General features: G+C 32.4%; 22 protein-coding genes. All 22 read right to left on the bottom strand.

Annotation, left to right across the window (positions count from 1 at the left end):
* The 22 genes from rsfS to CM54_RS04955 all read right to left on the bottom strand — a co-directional run bounded on the left by rsfS (position 1) and on the right by CM54_RS04955 (position 16,517).
* Positions 1-354: a ribosome silencing factor gene (gene rsfS, locus CM54_RS04850; RefSeq protein ID WP_002436550.1), complete on the bottom strand. Its 354-nt coding sequence runs from the start codon at positions 352-354 to the stop codon at positions 1-3.
* Positions 355-939, bottom strand: coding sequence for a bis(5'-nucleosyl)-tetraphosphatase (symmetrical) YqeK (gene yqeK / locus CM54_RS04855; RefSeq protein WP_002436723.1), 585 nt, complete (start codon positions 937-939; stop codon positions 355-357). It lies immediately after the preceding gene.
* A complete protein-coding gene (locus tag CM54_RS04860; RefSeq protein WP_037549302.1) occupies positions 929-1,501 on the bottom strand; it encodes a nicotinate-nucleotide adenylyltransferase in 573 nt (190 codons plus the stop codon). Before CM54_RS04860 ends, yqeK begins: the two co-directional genes overlap by 11 nt.
* A complete protein-coding gene (gene yhbY, locus CM54_RS04865) occupies positions 1,501-1,791 on the bottom strand; it encodes a ribosome assembly RNA-binding protein YhbY (protein ID WP_037549305.1) in 291 nt (96 codons plus the stop codon). Before yhbY ends, CM54_RS04860 begins: the two co-directional genes overlap by 1 nt.
* Positions 1,791-2,600 (bottom strand): shikimate dehydrogenase, encoded by an 810-nt coding sequence (aroE, locus tag CM54_RS04870; RefSeq protein WP_002436759.1) that lies wholly within the window; start codon positions 2,598-2,600, stop codon positions 1,791-1,793. The genes yhbY and aroE overlap by 1 nt, the downstream gene beginning before the upstream one ends.
* 16 nt (positions 2,601-2,616) lie before the next feature.
* Positions 2,617-3,717, bottom strand: coding sequence for a ribosome biogenesis GTPase YqeH (yqeH, locus tag CM54_RS04875; RefSeq protein ID WP_037549308.1), 1,101 nt, complete (start codon positions 3,715-3,717; stop codon positions 2,617-2,619).
* A gap of 3 nt (positions 3,718-3,720) precedes the next feature.
* Positions 3,721-4,245: a YqeG family HAD IIIA-type phosphatase gene (locus CM54_RS04880; RefSeq protein ID WP_002436733.1), complete on the bottom strand. Its 525-nt coding sequence runs from the start codon at positions 4,243-4,245 to the stop codon at positions 3,721-3,723.
* 21 nt (positions 4,246-4,266) lie between these two features.
* A complete protein-coding gene (gene mtnN / locus CM54_RS04885; RefSeq protein ID WP_023350170.1) occupies positions 4,267-4,953 on the bottom strand; it encodes a 5'-methylthioadenosine/S-adenosylhomocysteine nucleosidase in 687 nt (228 codons plus the stop codon).
* A gap of 171 nt (positions 4,954-5,124) precedes the next feature.
* Positions 5,125-6,381: an NRAMP family divalent metal transporter gene (locus CM54_RS04890; protein WP_023350169.1), complete on the bottom strand. Its 1,257-nt coding sequence runs from the start codon at positions 6,379-6,381 to the stop codon at positions 5,125-5,127.
* 12 nt (positions 6,382-6,393) lie between these two features.
* On the bottom strand, positions 6,394-7,146 hold the full coding sequence (gene pxpA, locus CM54_RS04895; RefSeq protein ID WP_037549310.1) for a 5-oxoprolinase subunit PxpA: 753 nt from the start codon (positions 7,144-7,146) through the stop codon (positions 6,394-6,396).
* Entirely contained in the window at positions 7,146-8,507 is a 1,362-nt protein-coding gene (locus tag CM54_RS04900; protein WP_002436565.1) for an acetyl-CoA carboxylase biotin carboxylase subunit, read from the bottom strand. The genes pxpA and CM54_RS04900 overlap by 1 nt, the downstream gene beginning before the upstream one ends.
* 14 nt (positions 8,508-8,521) lie before the next feature.
* Complete coding sequence (locus tag CM54_RS04905) at positions 8,522-8,977, bottom strand: acetyl-CoA carboxylase biotin carboxyl carrier protein (protein WP_037549311.1); 456 nt, start codon at positions 8,975-8,977, stop codon at positions 8,522-8,524.
* A 2-nt stretch (positions 8,978-8,979) separates the two neighbouring features.
* The gene (locus tag CM54_RS04910; protein ID WP_037549312.1) at positions 8,980-9,984 is read right to left on the bottom strand and encodes a biotin-dependent carboxyltransferase family protein; all 1,005 of its coding nucleotides are present in this window, start codon (positions 9,982-9,984) and stop codon (positions 8,980-8,982) included.
* Positions 9,974-10,705, bottom strand: a complete 732-nt coding sequence (gene pxpB / locus CM54_RS04915; RefSeq protein WP_037549313.1) for a 5-oxoprolinase subunit PxpB — start codon at positions 10,703-10,705, stop codon at positions 9,974-9,976. Before pxpB ends, CM54_RS04910 begins: the two co-directional genes overlap by 11 nt.
* A gap of 406 nt (positions 10,706-11,111) precedes the next feature.
* A complete protein-coding gene (greA, locus tag CM54_RS04920; protein ID WP_002435980.1) occupies positions 11,112-11,588 on the bottom strand; it encodes a transcription elongation factor GreA in 477 nt (158 codons plus the stop codon).
* Positions 11,589-11,615: 27 nt separating this feature from the next.
* Positions 11,616-12,239, bottom strand: a complete 624-nt coding sequence (udk, locus tag CM54_RS04925; RefSeq protein WP_002436118.1) for a uridine kinase — start codon at positions 12,237-12,239, stop codon at positions 11,616-11,618.
* Positions 12,239-13,507: a peptidase U32 family protein gene (locus CM54_RS04930; protein ID WP_037549316.1), complete on the bottom strand. Its 1,269-nt coding sequence runs from the start codon at positions 13,505-13,507 to the stop codon at positions 12,239-12,241. Before CM54_RS04930 ends, udk begins: the two co-directional genes overlap by 1 nt.
* 19 nt (positions 13,508-13,526) lie before the next feature.
* Positions 13,527-14,450, bottom strand: a complete 924-nt coding sequence (locus CM54_RS04935) for a peptidase U32 family protein (RefSeq protein ID WP_037549319.1) — start codon at positions 14,448-14,450, stop codon at positions 13,527-13,529.
* A 2-nt stretch (positions 14,451-14,452) separates the two neighbouring features.
* Positions 14,453-15,088, bottom strand: coding sequence for an O-methyltransferase (locus CM54_RS04940; protein ID WP_037549322.1), 636 nt, complete (start codon positions 15,086-15,088; stop codon positions 14,453-14,455).
* A 404-nt stretch (positions 15,089-15,492) separates the two neighbouring features.
* Positions 15,493-15,813, bottom strand: coding sequence for a DUF1292 domain-containing protein (locus tag CM54_RS04945; protein WP_037549324.1), 321 nt, complete (start codon positions 15,811-15,813; stop codon positions 15,493-15,495).
* A gap of 13 nt (positions 15,814-15,826) precedes the next feature.
* Positions 15,827-16,255, bottom strand: coding sequence for a Holliday junction resolvase RuvX (ruvX, locus tag CM54_RS04950; protein WP_002435990.1), 429 nt, complete (start codon positions 16,253-16,255; stop codon positions 15,827-15,829).
* A 1-nt stretch (position 16,256) separates the two neighbouring features.
* The gene (locus tag CM54_RS04955) at positions 16,257-16,517 is read right to left on the bottom strand and encodes an IreB family regulatory phosphoprotein (RefSeq protein ID WP_037549325.1); all 261 of its coding nucleotides are present in this window, start codon (positions 16,515-16,517) and stop codon (positions 16,257-16,259) included.
* Positions 16,518-16,555: the final 38 nt, after the last annotated feature.

The raw sequence follows: 16,555 nt of genomic DNA on the forward strand, positions 1-16,555 counted from the left end.
TTAATAAGCAACCTGACCATATGACTCATATGGAGCATCTTGATATAATTTCTCGATATTATAATAATTTCGCTCATCCTTATGGAAAATATGAACCACAACATTAGCTAAATCAATTAATACCCATCTTGCGTCGTTATAACCTTCCATACGTTTAACATCAATACCTTGCTCATGAACAGCTTCTTTAACAGCTCTTGCAATGGATTGTACTTGTCGCTCATTGTTACCATGACACACAACAAAGTAATCAGTCATATCGCTGATACCTTGCATATTAAGAGAAATTACATCTTCTGCTTTTTTGTTTTCTGTCGCTTCGACAGCAATATTTAATAATTCTTCTGAACTCATTTAATCATCCTTTATTCTTTCGTCACTATAATTATAATAATTCAAGCATGCAATCGTAGCGCCATATACCGTAATGTCTTTACCGATTAAAAATAAAACTGTTCGCTTAGAAATTTCATAAATTGTTTTATCTAAGCTACCTTGATTGTATGCCATATCTCTAATTTCTTCAACTCCTGGGGTTTTTCTACCAGGTTCAATATAATCAGCAATAAAAATAAGCTTTTCTGTTTTAGTCATTTGCTGACGCCCAGTTGTATGATATTTTATAGCTAGTAAAACCTCTTCATCTTCAATGTGATAATCATGTTCCATGATTGCAGCGCAAACAGGTCCATGTAAGATTTCACTTCCATAACTAAGTAAGTCACTCTCTAATTCACATTGTCTAACAATTTGGTACATTGAACTTAAATCATCATACTTACAATAGTCATGTAAAACACCAGCTAATTCTGCTTTATCTTTATCTCCATCATATATTTCTGCTAATTTTACAGCTGTCTCAGCAACTCTAAGCGAGTGATTATAACGCTTCTCGGGCAATTTTTCTTTCACTAGCTTTTTAGCTTCACTAATTTCCATAAAGTCCTTCCTCCTCAATATAGTCCTCCACTTTATTAGGGACGAGTGCTTGTATAGATTTATGATTTTTAACACGGTCTCGAATCATTGTTGAACTAATATCAATACGAGGTATTTTAACCGATATCATACCAGTTTCGACACTTTGATAATCTGACTCACGATTAACTATAACGAAGGTGATCAACTTTTTTAATTCGTCAATTTTAAACCACTTATCAAGTTGCTCATATTGATCAGTTCCTATTACAAAATAAAATTCATCTTTAGGATTGTTACGCTTTATTTCAGACAACGTGTCAAAAGTATAGCTTTGTCCTTTTCTATCTAATTCACTAGTACAAATTTTTCCAAAACCTAATTCCTCTATGACAAATTCAATCATCTTCATACGATAAGAAGCATCTAGGAAATCTTGATGTTCTTTCAACGGAGCCATGTAACTAGGTAAGAAATAAAATTCATCAGGTTGTAATTCATGGAACACCTCGCTAGCTACCACCATATGAGCGGTATGAATCGGGTTAAATTGACCGCCGTATAATACAATCTTTTTAGACATTAGGGTAAAACGATGTCTTTATTTTCTTGAGATTCTTTATAAAGTACAATCATTGACCCGATTACTTGTACTAATTCACTTTTAGTTGCATGACTAAGTTCATTAGCTAATTCATTTTTATCATCAAAATTATTTTGTAAAACATGTATTTTAATGAGTTCTCTATTCTCTAAGGTTTCATCAATTTGAGAAATCATATTTTCGTTAATTCCACCTTTACCTATTTGGAAAGTTGGATCAGTATTATGAGCTAAACTACGTAAGTATCTCTTTTGTTTTCCAGTTAACATTATAAATCTCCTTTTAATTTATCTAATACAGTATTTTTCATGATTTGAATATTAGGTTGTTCTCCTGTCCAAATTTTAAAGCTTTCAGCACCTTGATACACAAACATATCTAAACCATTATAAATGGGGTTACCTTTACTTTCAGCTTCTAATAAGATTGGAGTCTTATAAGGAATGTACACTATATCACTTACTAACGTATGAGGAGATAAATTTCTTAGATTTATCACACTATCATTATTTTTATCCATTCCAGCAGGTGTTGTATTAATAACGATATCAAATTCATCCAAATACTTCTCAGCGTCATTTAGAGAAATAGCATTAATATCTAAATTCCAATCTTCAAATCTTGACATTGTACGATTAGCAATTGTTAATTTAGGTTCAACAAATTTAGTTAATTCGTTAGCAATTCCTTTACTTGCACCACCAGCACCTAAAATGAGTATATAAGCATTCTTTAAATCATCATAAATTTGTTTTAAGCCAGTTACATAACCTATACCATCTGTATTATAGCCTATCCACTTACCATCTCTAATTAAAACAGTATTTACCGCACCAACTGTTTTAGATTGCTCATCTACCTCGTCTAGGTAAGGTATTATACGCTCTTTATGAGGGATAGTGACATTAAATCCACTAAGTTTCTTTTCAGTAATGATGTCTCTAAGTAAGTGGAATTCGTCAATAGGAATGTCTAGTGGTTCATAGGTGTAATTTAAACTTAAATTTGAAAAGTTAGCACTATGCATTATAGGTGATAAAGAATGAGAAATCGGATGGCCAATTACTGCAAATTTCATTCTCAACCACTCCCTTTTATAAAATAGAATTTCTTAAAATGACGTCTACATTTTTGGGTACACGCACGATCACTTTTGCACCTTCGTCAATTGTGATAAATCCTAAGCCTGATATCATAACATCACGTTTAGCTTTACCAGTTTCTAATCTAACAGCTTTTACGTCATTTAAATCAAATTGACTTGCGTCATGTGGTGGTGTTAAAAGTGAACCCAATTGATTTTTCCATAATTCATTAGCTTTTTCAGTTTTTGTTCTATGGATATTTAAATCATTGGAGAAGAAACATACTAATGATCTTTTACCTCCAGATAAATAATCAATTCTAGCTAAACCACCAAAAAATAATGTTTGTTCTTCATTTAGTTGATATACGCGTTGTTTTATTTCCTTTTTAGGCATAATGGTTTTTAATTCTTTATCAGAGACATAGTTTGTCATTTGATGCTCTTGTATAATACCAGGTGTATCATACATCAACGTAGTTTCATCAAGCGGAATATCAATCATGTCCAAAGTAGTACCTGGAAATCTTGAAGTAGTTACTACATCTTTTTCACCAACACTAATTTCAATTAATTTATTAATTAAAGTAGATTTCCCTACATTAGTCGTACCTACGACATAAACGTCCTCATTATTTCTTACTTGATTAATTGACTGCATCAACTCTTTAATGCCCCAACCTTTATCAGCCGAAATAAGTACAACATCATCGGCTTCTAAGCCGTATTTTCTAGCAGTTTTCTTTAACCACTCTTTTACACGACGCTGATTGATTTGTTTAGGTAGTAGATCAAGTTTGTTTGCAACTAAAATGATTTTTTTATTACCTACAATACGTTTAATTGCATTAATAAATGATCCCTCAAAGTCAAAAACATCCACAACATTAACTACAATACCAGATTTATTAGAAAGACCAGTTAATAAATTTAAGAAATCCTCACTGTCCATCCCAACATCTTGAACTTCATTATAATTTTTTAATCTAAAACATCTTTGACATATAACATCTTCACGGAACATATTATGTTCAGGTACATAGCCTGGAGCATTTTTATCTTCTGATTGTAGTGGAGCGCCACAACCAATACATTTTAGTAATTCACTCAAACACTATTCCTCCCATTTGATATAACCTTTTTTTCTAAAGTGATTTAATAAGCGTCTTTCAATTAGACGATTAAATTTAGTCACAAAGCCATCAGTTCTTTTAACTGGAACGACCATAATAGTATATAGTCCATTGCGATTACCACCGAAAACATCTGTAAGCATTTGATCTCCAATAACAACAGTTTCTTTAGCTTGTATATTCATTTGTTTAATAGCTTTTATAAAAGCTTTACCCATTGGTTTACGTGCTTTGAATATAAAATCTACTTCTAAATCTTTAGAAAAACTAGATACACGTTCTTCATTATTGTTCGACACAATTGTAATTGTAATACCAAGCTCACGCGCTTTAGAGAACCACTCTTTAATTCTCTCGGTAGGCTCTTTAACGTCCCAACCAACAAGGGTGTTATCTAGGTCTGTAATGATTCCTTTAACTCCCATACTCGCTAATTTTTCTATATCTATATCGAATACAGATTGTACGTATGCATTTGGCATAAATAAATTTTTAATAATACCCATTTTATAAATTCACCTTTACTTTTATAATGATTTAACTAACAATTCAACTGTCTCACTAGAAGAAATCGCAGCTTGACCTAAAAATTCTTCAAATGAAATATCTGCTTCTCCATTAGCTAAATCTGAAACTGCTCTCGTCACAATAAATGGAACGTTAAATTGGAAACATGTTTGTGCAATAGCTGTCGCTTCCATTTCTACTGCCATTGCATCTGGAAATTGTGATTTAATTTTATTTCGTTGTTGAGCACTTCCAATAAAACTATCGCCACTAGTAATCATGCCCACTTTACCATTTAGCTGTTGCTGTTTTAATATATCAATTGTTTTTTCTAATAATTTTTCACTAGACTCATAACGCTCTGGCATTTGTGGGATTTGACCATAAGCATAACCAAATGCTGTTGCATCTGCATCATGATAAATGACTTCATTACTAACTAATACGTCACCCACTTTTAAACTCTCATCAAGAGCGCCAGCAGAACCTGTATTAATTACTATATCTGGATTGAATTTTTCAATTAATAAAGTCGTAGATATAGTAGCATTCACTTTACCTATTCCACTTTGAGTTAAAACAATGTCTTTATTATTAAGTGTACCAGTATAAAATTTTACGTGTGCCACACTAATTTCACTTAAGTCGACAATTTTATCTTTGAGTATACCTACTTCTTCTTCCATAGCTCCAATTATGCCTATCATTTCTATTTACACCTCTTTTAAAAAGTCCTAGCACTACGTATTTTATCACATTTTAAAATTCATCACGATAGGATAAGTTAATTATCAAAAGGGAGTTAAATAATTAAATTTTTAAGACTTTTTAATAAAAAAATACTTCACATCTTAACGACGTGAAGTAATAAAAAATAATTAACCTTTCCATAAGCTTGCTAAATCTTGTAGAGAGAAAATACCAGTGATAATCGTAACTATAACTGCTATGATTCCGAAAACAAGCATCCAAGTAGGATGTTTATAATCTCCAACAATAGATTTTTTACGACTAGCTATTAAGATAGCCCCTAGTGTTATTGGTAAAATCCAACCATTGATTGCTCCCGCAATTATAAGTAAACTTACAGGTTTACCAATGAATAAGAAAATTAATGTTGAGATAACTATAAACATAATGACTATTAAATTATTTTTATTAAATAAAGACTTATGTAATGTCTTCAAGAAGGTTGCACTTGTATATGCTGAACCGATAACAGATGACATCGCTGCTGCAAAAATAACTACACCAAATATATTTTTTCCTATTGGACCAATAGCGTGTTCAAACACTGAAGCAGGTGGATTTTCTGCACTTAACGTAACTCCAGTAACAACCACACCTAAAACTGCTAAGAAAAGTAAAGTTCTCATAACTCCTGTTGTTAAAATACCTGCAATCGCAGATCTGTTAACGAAAGGTAAAAACTCTTTACCTTTCATGCCAGAGTCTAATAATCGGTGTGCTCCTGCAAAAGTTATATATCCACCTACAGTGCCTCCAACTAAAGTAATTATAGGTAAAATAAGTTTAATTGGATGTTCAGGTGCAACCATGTGTACTAATGCATCACCGTATGGAGGATTAGAAACTACCATCACATATGCAACGACCAAAATCATTACTACCCCTAGAATCATAGATACTACATCCATTATTTTTTGGCCACTTTTACTTACAAAGATTAAGATAGAGAATATTGCAGTTATAGCTGCACCCCATTTAACATCTAAACCAAACATTGCATTGAGTCCAAGACCTGCACCTGCAATATTACCTATATTAAATGCAAGTCCCCCAAATGCTATTAATATTGATATCACTGTGCCTAATCCAGGTACAACTTTATTTGAAACTTCTTGACCACGCAATCCAGTAACTACTAAAACACGCCAAATATTAATTTGAGCACCAATATCAATTAATATTGATATTAAAATAGCGAATGCAAAACTAGCATAAAATTGTGCTGTGAAAACAGCCGTTTGAGTTAGAAATGCCGGACCAATGGCAGAAGTAGCCATCAAAAATACTGAACCATATAATAAACGTCTATGACCTTTTGTAAATTTAAAGTCTTTCCCACTTTGTTTTGTTTCTTGATTGTTGCTTTGTTTAAAATTTTCTCCCATCTCTGGTACCCCCTATAAGGATTGAATATCAATGCCTTCTTTCGTTAATTTTTTTCTAATTTGAGTTACAAAATCAAGTGCATGAGCACCATCACCATGGACACATATTGTATCGGCTTGTAAATCAATTTCTTTACCATTTTTACTAACAACTTTATTTTCAGTAACCATTTTTAACACTTGCTGTAATGCTTCATCCGTATTTGTAATTGTCGCATCTGATTCTTGACGACTTACAAGCTGACCATCATCTTCATAACGACGATCTGCAAAAACTTCTGAAGCAGTACGTAAACCAAGCGCTTCAGCTTCTGAAATTAACAATGTATTAGATAGTCCAACTAGCACTAAGGATTTATCGAAATCATAAACCGCTTGTGCAATAGCTTGAGCAATTTCTTTATTTTTAGCGCCCATGTTATATAAAGCACCATGAGGTTTAACATGATTTATACGAGTTCCATGAATTTTACAAAAACCATTCAAAGCACCTAATTGGTAGACAACTAAATTGTAGATTTCTTTAGGTTTAATATCCATTTTGCGTCTGCCGAAACCTTGTAAATCAGGTAAACCTGGATGTGCTCCTATGCCTACATTATTTTCTTTAGCAAGTTGTATTGTCTCATTCATTACATTTTCATCACCGGCGTGAAAACCACAAGCAATGTTTGCCGAAGTAATTAAAGGAATAATATCATTGTCGCCACCAAATGAATAATTTCCAAATGCTTCACCTAAATCACAATTCAAATCGATTTGCATTATAAATCCACCCCTTTAATGATTTGATGCTTCTCTAAGAATTTAATATCAACTTCACTTGCATCACCATCTGCATATAACGGATAACTTAATACTGCGTATAAGAAATCTGCTGTTGTAGTGAAACCTTCAATAACCATTTCATCTAATGCTACTTTTAATTTATTGATAGCTGTTTGTCTATTTGAGTCTTTTACAATCACTTTTGCTACAAGTGAGTCATAATATGGTGATACTTGATAACCGGAATATAATAAAGAATCTACTCGAATATTAAATCCTTGTGGTAAATGTAATTTCTTCACTTTACCAGGAGTGGGCTGGAATTTCTTTTCTGGATTTTCAGCATTAATACGTGCTTCAATTACATGTCCGTTAAACACTATATCTTCTTGTTGGAACGGTAATTCACCATATTGCAATAAATATAATTGTGCTTGTAAAAGATCTCTATCTGCTCGCATTTCAGTAACTGTATGTTCGACTTGGATACGTGCATTCATCTCAATAAAGTAGTGAGCATCCTCTGTTACTAAAAATTCAATTGTACCAGCACTTCTATAATTAGATGCCTTTGCTACTTTAACAGCATCATTACAAATCCGTTCTCGTCTTTCATCTGTTAATGCAGCACAAGGTGATTCTTCAATAAGTTTTTGATTTTTTCGTTGCACTGAACAATCACGTTCACCTAAATGAACATAGTTATTTTTACCATCACCGATGACTTGAACCTCTACATGCTTTGCAACGGGAATAAAAGCTTCAACGTATACACGATCATCATTAAAATATTTTTGACCTTCACTTTTAGCTTCTTTTAATGATTTTTCTAATTGTTCAGGTTCTTTAACGATACGGATACCCTTACCTCCACCGCCACTTGCAGCTTTAAGAACAAGGGGGTATCCTATTTCTTCCGCGAGTTTTTTAATTTCATCAACAGATTCAACCTCGCCGTCAGATCCAGGAATTACTGGAACATTTGCAGCATGAACGGTCTGACGAGCTGTAATTTTATCCCCCATCATTTCCATTGTCTTTTTATTAGGGCCAATGAAGTGGATATCATTTTCTTCAACAGCTTCAGCAAAAGTAGTTGATTCAGATAAGAAACCGTAACCAGGGTGTATCGCATTTGCTCCGGTAATTTCTGCTGCTGAGATAATACGTTCTATATTTAAATAGCTATCTAAAGGATTAGCTTCTCCAATACAAATCGCTTGATCAGCTAAACTTACATGCAGACTATCTTCGTCGCCTTTGGCATAGATGGCTACTGTTTCGATTTTCATCTCTCTACATGCGCGAATAATCCTTACGGCTATTTCCCCTCTGTTTGCAATCAAACAACGATACATAAGTCTATTCCCCCTTACTTCATTTTGACTAATACTTGATCATATTCAACATTAGTACCATGTTCTACAACAATTTCAGTAACCTCACCACTCACGTCACTAGTGATTTCGTTCATTACCTTCATTGCTTCTATGTAACCAATGATATCTCCTTCTTTAACTTGATCACCAACTTTAATTTGGGGATCCGTTAATTCTTTACTATCTTGTAAGAAAAACGTACCAACCATAGAAGATTTAATTTCTTTGTCATCACTAGAATCTTGCGTTTGGTTGTTAGTATCTTGAGTTTCATTATTAGTTTGTGTCATTTCATTTGATTGTACATTTGCAGTTTGAGATAAACCTTGTGATGAATTACCCTCTGTGAAATCAAGTTCAATTTCATTCTCAAAGTCTTTATATTTAAACTTTTTTACATCATTTGATTTTACTAAATTTATAATTTCTTCTATTCTTTCAAGATTCATTATTATTTGTCCTCCTTAATTAGTGATGCTAATTTCTTAGAAGTGTTTCTTACATTGCTTAAATTAAATAATGGTTGTTCTGACACGTTTTTTAATTTTTGATCAAAATCATTTTCAAATTCAATTAATTGTTTAAACGCTTCTTCTGTAGATATCCATTCAAATCGAATAGTCTCTCCAGGTTTAAGTTGCGCTAATTTTTTTAAATCTAATTGAGTAACTGTAGCAATTTTAGTATAACCACCTACAGTTTGTTTATCATTTAATAGAATAATTGGATTTCCGTCATTAGGAACTTGGATGCTTCCTAAAGCTACAGGTTCAGAAATAATGTCAGCCGTTTTCAAAGGTGAAACGGATGGACCAACTAATCTGTAACCCATACGATCCGACTGATCTGAAACCTTAAATTCAGAATTGATAAATGTATCTACTGCTTCCTCTGAAAATGAACTAAATTGAGGACCTTTAATAACATGAATAGTATTATCCTCTACTAATGGTTTATAGTCGGTTGCTTTACCTAAATTCTCATTATAAGATGCATTACTTTGAGTAGGTATAATATCATGCTTTTTAAGCGCTCGTCCTTCAAAACCACCAAGTCCACTTCTAGTATGAGTAGAATAACTCTCTGCAATCCTTTCTATTTTTAACGGATGACCAAACACAAGATATCCTCTCGCACCTTCAGTAACCTGACCGATTTCTAATACATCGTTAGTCTGTACTTTATATACTACTTGTGAATCAATGGAATTACCGTTTAATTTTGCATTGGATGTACCACCGATAAATGCAAAAGTATTTTCTTTAAGAAACTGTACTTTAGGGCCAATAACAGTGTATTCAATCGCAGGTCCATCATTACCAATTAATTTTTGAGCCATTTTAAAACTATAAAAGTCTAAAGCACCAGCTCCGGAAAATCCTAAATCTTGATAACCTATACGTCCTTCGTCTTGGATTGTTGAAAATAAGCCAGGTTGTAAAATTTTAATACTCATCTTTATTTGTCACCCACTTATCTATATCAAATTTTCCATTTTCAATTTCCTCAGATATATTGTTATATTCATGTTGATCAATCTCATAAAACTGAATATAATCTCCAGCTTCATACATTGTCATCGGAGTTCGATTGAGATCAAAAACCTTAAAAGGTGTACGACCAATAATTTGCCACCCTCCTGGAGAGTCCATTGGATATAATCCCGTTTGATTATTGGCTATTCCAACAGAACCAGCCTCAATCTTAAGTCTTGGCTCAGAACGTCTTGGTGTATGTAAACGTTCGTCAAGCCCCCCTAAATAAGGAAATCCTGGCATAAAGCCTAACATATAAATAAGGTATGGCTGACGAGTGTGAATCTGTTTGACTTCTTCTTTAGTTAAATGATTATGTTCTGCAACTTCAGCCAAGTCAGGTCCATATTCCTCACCATATAAAACAGGAATTTGAATAATACGCTTATTTCGAGTTCTAGCATCTGACTCGTTTTGTAAGCGGTTAAGTTCTAAATTTTCTAACAATTCATTTCCTTCTATCCTATTATTATCGAAGTATATTAGAATTGCTCTATAAGATGGAATGATTTCTGTTATCTCTGAATGATTCTGTTTCTTTATGTATTGTACTGTTGATTGAACGAGTTGGTAAGTGCTTTCACTAATTTCATTATCAAAATAAATCATCACAGTTTGTTCATTTATAATTTGAGTTTCCAACTTTAAAATCCCTCCCCTTTAAATTTTTAAGGATTTATTTGCTGTAACTATTTAATTGTATCATTGCAATAAAATGTTTGTTTAATAATTAATTCAAATTGTTAGTGATAATTACTAATAATTTGATATTTAGAAATTAAGGTCTTTCAAAAAATATAGCATTTCTATTTCAAAAAATCGCTAATATTTATTTAATCATACATATTATTTTTTGTCATGATAAAAATGATGAATAACAAAAGGATTTTATCCTACTCATCTATTAAGAACTACATTTAATGGTGTAATGTTTCTTTAAAGCTAAAATTTCTATAATAATAACATAAAAAAGTCCAAGTCATAAAATATGACTCGGACTTAATACTAGAATTCATTAGTACTAGCAATTTTAAAATAAAATATTTAATTATTTGATATCAACGATTTTAACGTTCATTTCTCCGCCGTTAGGAAGAGGAACACGAACTTCGTCATTTAATCCTTTACCTATTAAAGCATTTGCCATAGGAGATTCATTTGAAATTTTTCCTTTGAATGCGTCAGCTTCAGCAGAACCTACTATTTGATAACTTTCTTCTTCATCACCTGGTAATTCAACAAAAGTGACTGTTTTACCAATTTGAACAACGTTATTATCGCCATTATCTTCAATGATAAGCGCATTTCTAATCATATGTTCAATACGTTGAATATCTTGTTCGATAAATCCTTGTTCATCTTTTGCTGCATCGTACTCAGAGTTCTCTGATAAGTCACCAAAAGAACGAGCTACTTTAATTTTTTCAACAACTTCTGGTCTTTTAACCGTTTTTAATTCTTCTAATTCTTGCTCAAGTTGTTCATAACCTTCTTGAGTCATTGGGTATTGTTTTTGGTTTTCCATAATGTCATCTTCCTTTACTATAAGTTACTATTTTTTGCTAACGAGTGATTGAATCTTCGTAGTCATAATATCAATTGCGACCTTATTACTGCCACCTTCAGGTATGATAATATCTGCATGTTTTTTTGTTGGTTCAATAAATTGTTCATGCATTGGTCTGACTACATTTAAATATTGATTAATTACAGACTCCATAGAACGTCCACGTTCTTGAGTATCACGTGTAAGTCTACGTAAAATTCTTAAATCTGCATCTGTATCCACATAAATTTTTACATCCATCATATCTCGTAAAGTTTTATTTTCTAAAGCAAAGATACCTTCTACGATAATAACATCTTTTGGTTCAAATGCAATCGTTTCATCACTACGAGTATGTTTCGAATAATCATAAGTAGGAACTTCGATGGCCACACCATTTCTTAAATCTTTAAGATTTTGTATAAGTAAATCATTATCGAATGCGAATGGATGATCATAATTTGTCTCAAGTCTTTCTTCAAAAGTTAAATGAGACTGGTCTTTATAATAGTAATCTTGAGCTAAAAGTGCAACACTGTGGCCTTCAAGATTCTTCATAATTTCATTAGTAACAGTGGTTTTACCTGAACCAGAGCCACCAGCAATACCAATTATTGTCGTTTGATTCATTAGCCGATTTCCTTTCTCATCATGTTATTAGCATAAATAGGTTTGTCGACTTTAATTTGAACAATTTGCAGTGGATGACGTGCGGCATCTAAACTATTACCTTCCTCATCATAAATAGCATCAACAATTTGCCTGAAACTATCAATTTCAGGACCAAAGAATTCAATTTCTTGTCCTGGTTTGAAATGGTTTCGCTGTTGTATGGTAGCAAGTTGCGTTTGTTCATCATAGTCGAGTACTAGTCCGCAAAAATCGTAAGCTGATTTCTTAGATTGTTCTTCTCCAAACATTTGCTCTTCATATCCAGGTGTCCCTTGGAAGAAAGCTGGCGCTGTATCACGATTTGCGCATTTATCCAGTTCTTTGAGCCATTCAGGTTTAATCTTAAAATTCTCAGGATCCATAGCATAAGCGTCTATGACTTTTCGATAAACTGATACGACAGTTGCAATATAATGAATAGATTTCATCCTACCCTCAATTTTTAAAGAGTCGATTCCTAATTCCATCATTTGTGGTATAGATTCAATTAATTTTAAATCTTTTGGACTCATTGCAAACGGTGTAACATCTCCATCTTCATAAAATAAATCAAGTTCTCCATCATTATCTACTTGAAGTAAATCATAGTCCCAACGGCAACTTTGACAACAGCCTCCACGGTTTGAATCACGAGCTGTCATATGATTACTTAATGTACAACGTCCTGAATATGCTATACACATTGCACCATGAATAAAAGCTTCAATTTCAATATCAACTTTTTCCTTCATTTCTTTCATTTCCATAGCGCCTGTCTCACGTGCTAACACAACACGGTCTAAACCTTCTTCTTTCCAAAATTCAACAGCTTTATAATTTGAAAGAGATTGCTGAGTAGATAAATGAATTTCAAGTCTTGGTGCGACCTCTTTGCATGTTTCTATGATTAATGGATCAGCTACAATAATTCCAGTTGCGCCTGTTTTATCTAACTGACGTAGATATTCCTCTAATCCATCCATATTTTCATCATGTGCAATAATATTTGTTGTAACGTAGATTTTAGCACCATAACGATTTGCAAATTCTACGCCTTCAGCAATTTCATCCATAGTAAAATTATCTGCATTTGAACGTAAACCATACTCTTGACCACCTAAAAATACTGCATCAGCACCATAATGTACAGCTATTTTAAGTTTCTCTAAATTTCCTGCTGGAGCAAGTAATTCTGGCTTTTTCATTTTTGGTTTCGAACTTGATTGAACTTCTTCTAGAGTTTTCATTATTAATGATAAGCCTCCCTTAGTAAACCGTTTGTTTATATAAGAAACCTTCATCGAATGGACGATGTTCAGGTTGAATTTCCTCTATAGGATCGACTAACATGAATTTTTCATCATCATATGCTTCAGGGTCTTCATTATATAAGTCAATTGCTTCTCTATATTGCTCTGTTACTACATTGATATAGTCTTCTGATTGTAGAACGCCATCGATTTTGAATGCGTCAATTCCCGCTTCAAAAAATGGTTCTAATTCCTCGATTAAACAAATATCATTCGGAGACATAATATGCGTTCCATTATAATCTTCAAAAACTGGATATTTGTTATCGCGTTCTTCATCATATAAAAGTAAATCTTGTTGTGCATTATTGCGCTCAATCTTCATTTGTCTGTCTTGGAATGTATAGTAATTACCTAACAACATTCGTTTCGATTGAAACATGCATGTCATTCCATGTACTTGGACTTCGATTTCAACATTAGCATTCTTTTTAATATTAATCATCTCTTCTAAGCTAAGCTCTTTAGCTAAAACAGCTCTTGATGCACCCTTTTTCCCCCAATAATTACATTGGAAATAATTTGTTACTAATGCTCCAGCATCCCAATGTAAAGGGATAGGATTTGATTGATTTTTAACAAACATTACTACTGCTGGATCACCGAAAATAATTCGATCCACTTGAATTTCATGTAAAAAATATATGTAATTTTCTAAAGCATCTAAATGATAATTATGAAACAAACCATTGACCGCAGCATAAACTTTTTTATTGTTTCTATGTGCTATTTCAACAGCTTCTTTCATCATTTCACGATTAAATTCTCCTGGAAGTCTTAAACCAAATTTTTGTTCACCAATAACAAATGCATCTGCACCTTTTTCTATTAGTGTTTCCATATGAGTTATTGACTTAGGAGTAACTAATAATTCAACCATAGTCATTCTCCTTTAATTGATATTGCTAAACCATCATCTATATTTAAAAAGTTAGTTGTATACCCTGATTGCTCCATTAACCACTGGTTATATTGTTGTACCTTTTTAACCATTTGACGAACATTTCTAGATCTCACAATGTCTATATTCGATACAAAACCGTGGTATAAAACATTGTCAGTTACTACAATCCCACCTTTTCTTAAAAGAGGCGTATATAACTCAAAGAACTTTTTGGATTGGGCTTTGGCTGCATCGATAAATATCATATCATATTCTCTATCATTGACTTGTTGGTATGTTTCTAGCGCATTACCTTCAATCAATCTTATTTGTTCATTGTAACCATATTCTTGAAAATAATTTCGCGCCAAAGCAATCATATCTTCGTTACGTTCAATGGTAGTTACATGTATATCATTTGCTACTGAAGAAAATTGCATTGAACTATAGCCAATAGCAGTACCAATTTCTAGAATGTTTTTGGTATGATTCATTCTTATTAATTGTTTAATCATATCTAAAGTTAATTTATCTACAATAGGAACTTGATTGTCTTCTGCATAAGGTCTTAAATTCTCTATGTTTGTATCTAACTTTTGATGTAATTGAGTTAAATAGTTTTGGTTCAAATCCATTTTGAAATAACTTCCTTTATTATAAAAACTAAAAAGATTTGTAGACATAAAATAAATCAGTCCAAAATTGATTATCATTTTAATCAATATAAATGACTGATTTCTATAATGGTGCTTCTATTTCTTTCATATTAGAAGTGAATGATCGTTTCATAGAAATTAACTTTACATATTTTACCATAAATTATTAATAAATATAAGTGAGAAATATGTGATTCAATTTATTTTAGTATGTTATTAAAGTAATTATAGTTTGCGTTTTTAAGTTCGATATTACTAACTCAATTAAATAACAATAAAATAACTCATTTTTAATCAAAAAAGCTCTAAGATGTATACTAAAAACTTACATCTTAGAGCTATGAGTTTTAAACAATTAAAGCTTACATATTAATAATGAGATACTATTCATTAATCTCAGTATTTACAACCTCTTCAATCATATCCCATTCTTCATCTGTTTCGATAGGTACTAATTTACCACCATCTCCAGATTCATCAGGTTCATTAATCATAGGTACGAGTTCAATCATATCATCTTCATCAGATTGAGCACCTTCTTCGGATAATACAACATATTCCTTTTTGAATTCAGGATGGTAAAATTCTAACATTTTACGATATAAAACTTCATTGCCGTCTTCATCGAATAAAGTTAATAATTCTTCTTCGTTATTAATGCTTAAATCTGATTCATGATTTTGTTCGTGGTTATGTTCTGTCATTTTTATATCTCCTTTATTGGATAGAGTCTAAATAGCCTTGTAATATAAACACAGCTGCCATTTTATCTATAACTTTCTTTCTCTTTTGCCTAGAAACATCTGCTTCTAGTAATGAACGTTCAGCAGCCATCGTACTTAATCGTTCATCCCACATTATAATTTCTATGGAAGGCAAGGCTTCTTGAAGTTTCTCTTTGTATTGTAACGAAGCCTCTCCTCGAAATCCAATAGAATTGTTCATATTTTTAGGTAATCCTATAACTACAGTACCGACTTGATTTTTTTTAATAATATCGACTAATTCTTCTATGCCTAATTCGTTTTGTTCTTCGTTGATACGGAGTGTGTCTAAACCTTGGGCAGTCCATCCCATTAGGTCACTTATAGCAATGCCAACAGTTTTGCTTCCTACGTCTAAACCTATAATTTTATGTTGTAACATTTTAATGGTCAGACTCTTTTAAATAATAAGAAACAAGTTCTTCCATAATCACATCTCTATCAATATGACGAATTTGATTTCTCGCTTCATTTTGGCGAGGAATATAGGCAGGATCACCAGAGAGTAAATAACCTACAATTTGATTTACTGCGTTATATCCTCTTTCTTCTAATGTACGGTGCACATTGTTAAGTACTGATTTGACATCTTCTTTTGGAATCTCTTCATAGTCAAATTTCATCGTTTCATCAAAGTTTTCCATATGTGACACTCCTTTTAATGCATATTATTATTCAAGTT

It is taken from the genome of Staphylococcus sp. TE8, from assembly GCF_000692055.1.
GTDB lineage: Bacteria > Bacillota > Bacilli > Staphylococcales > Staphylococcaceae > Staphylococcus > Staphylococcus capitis.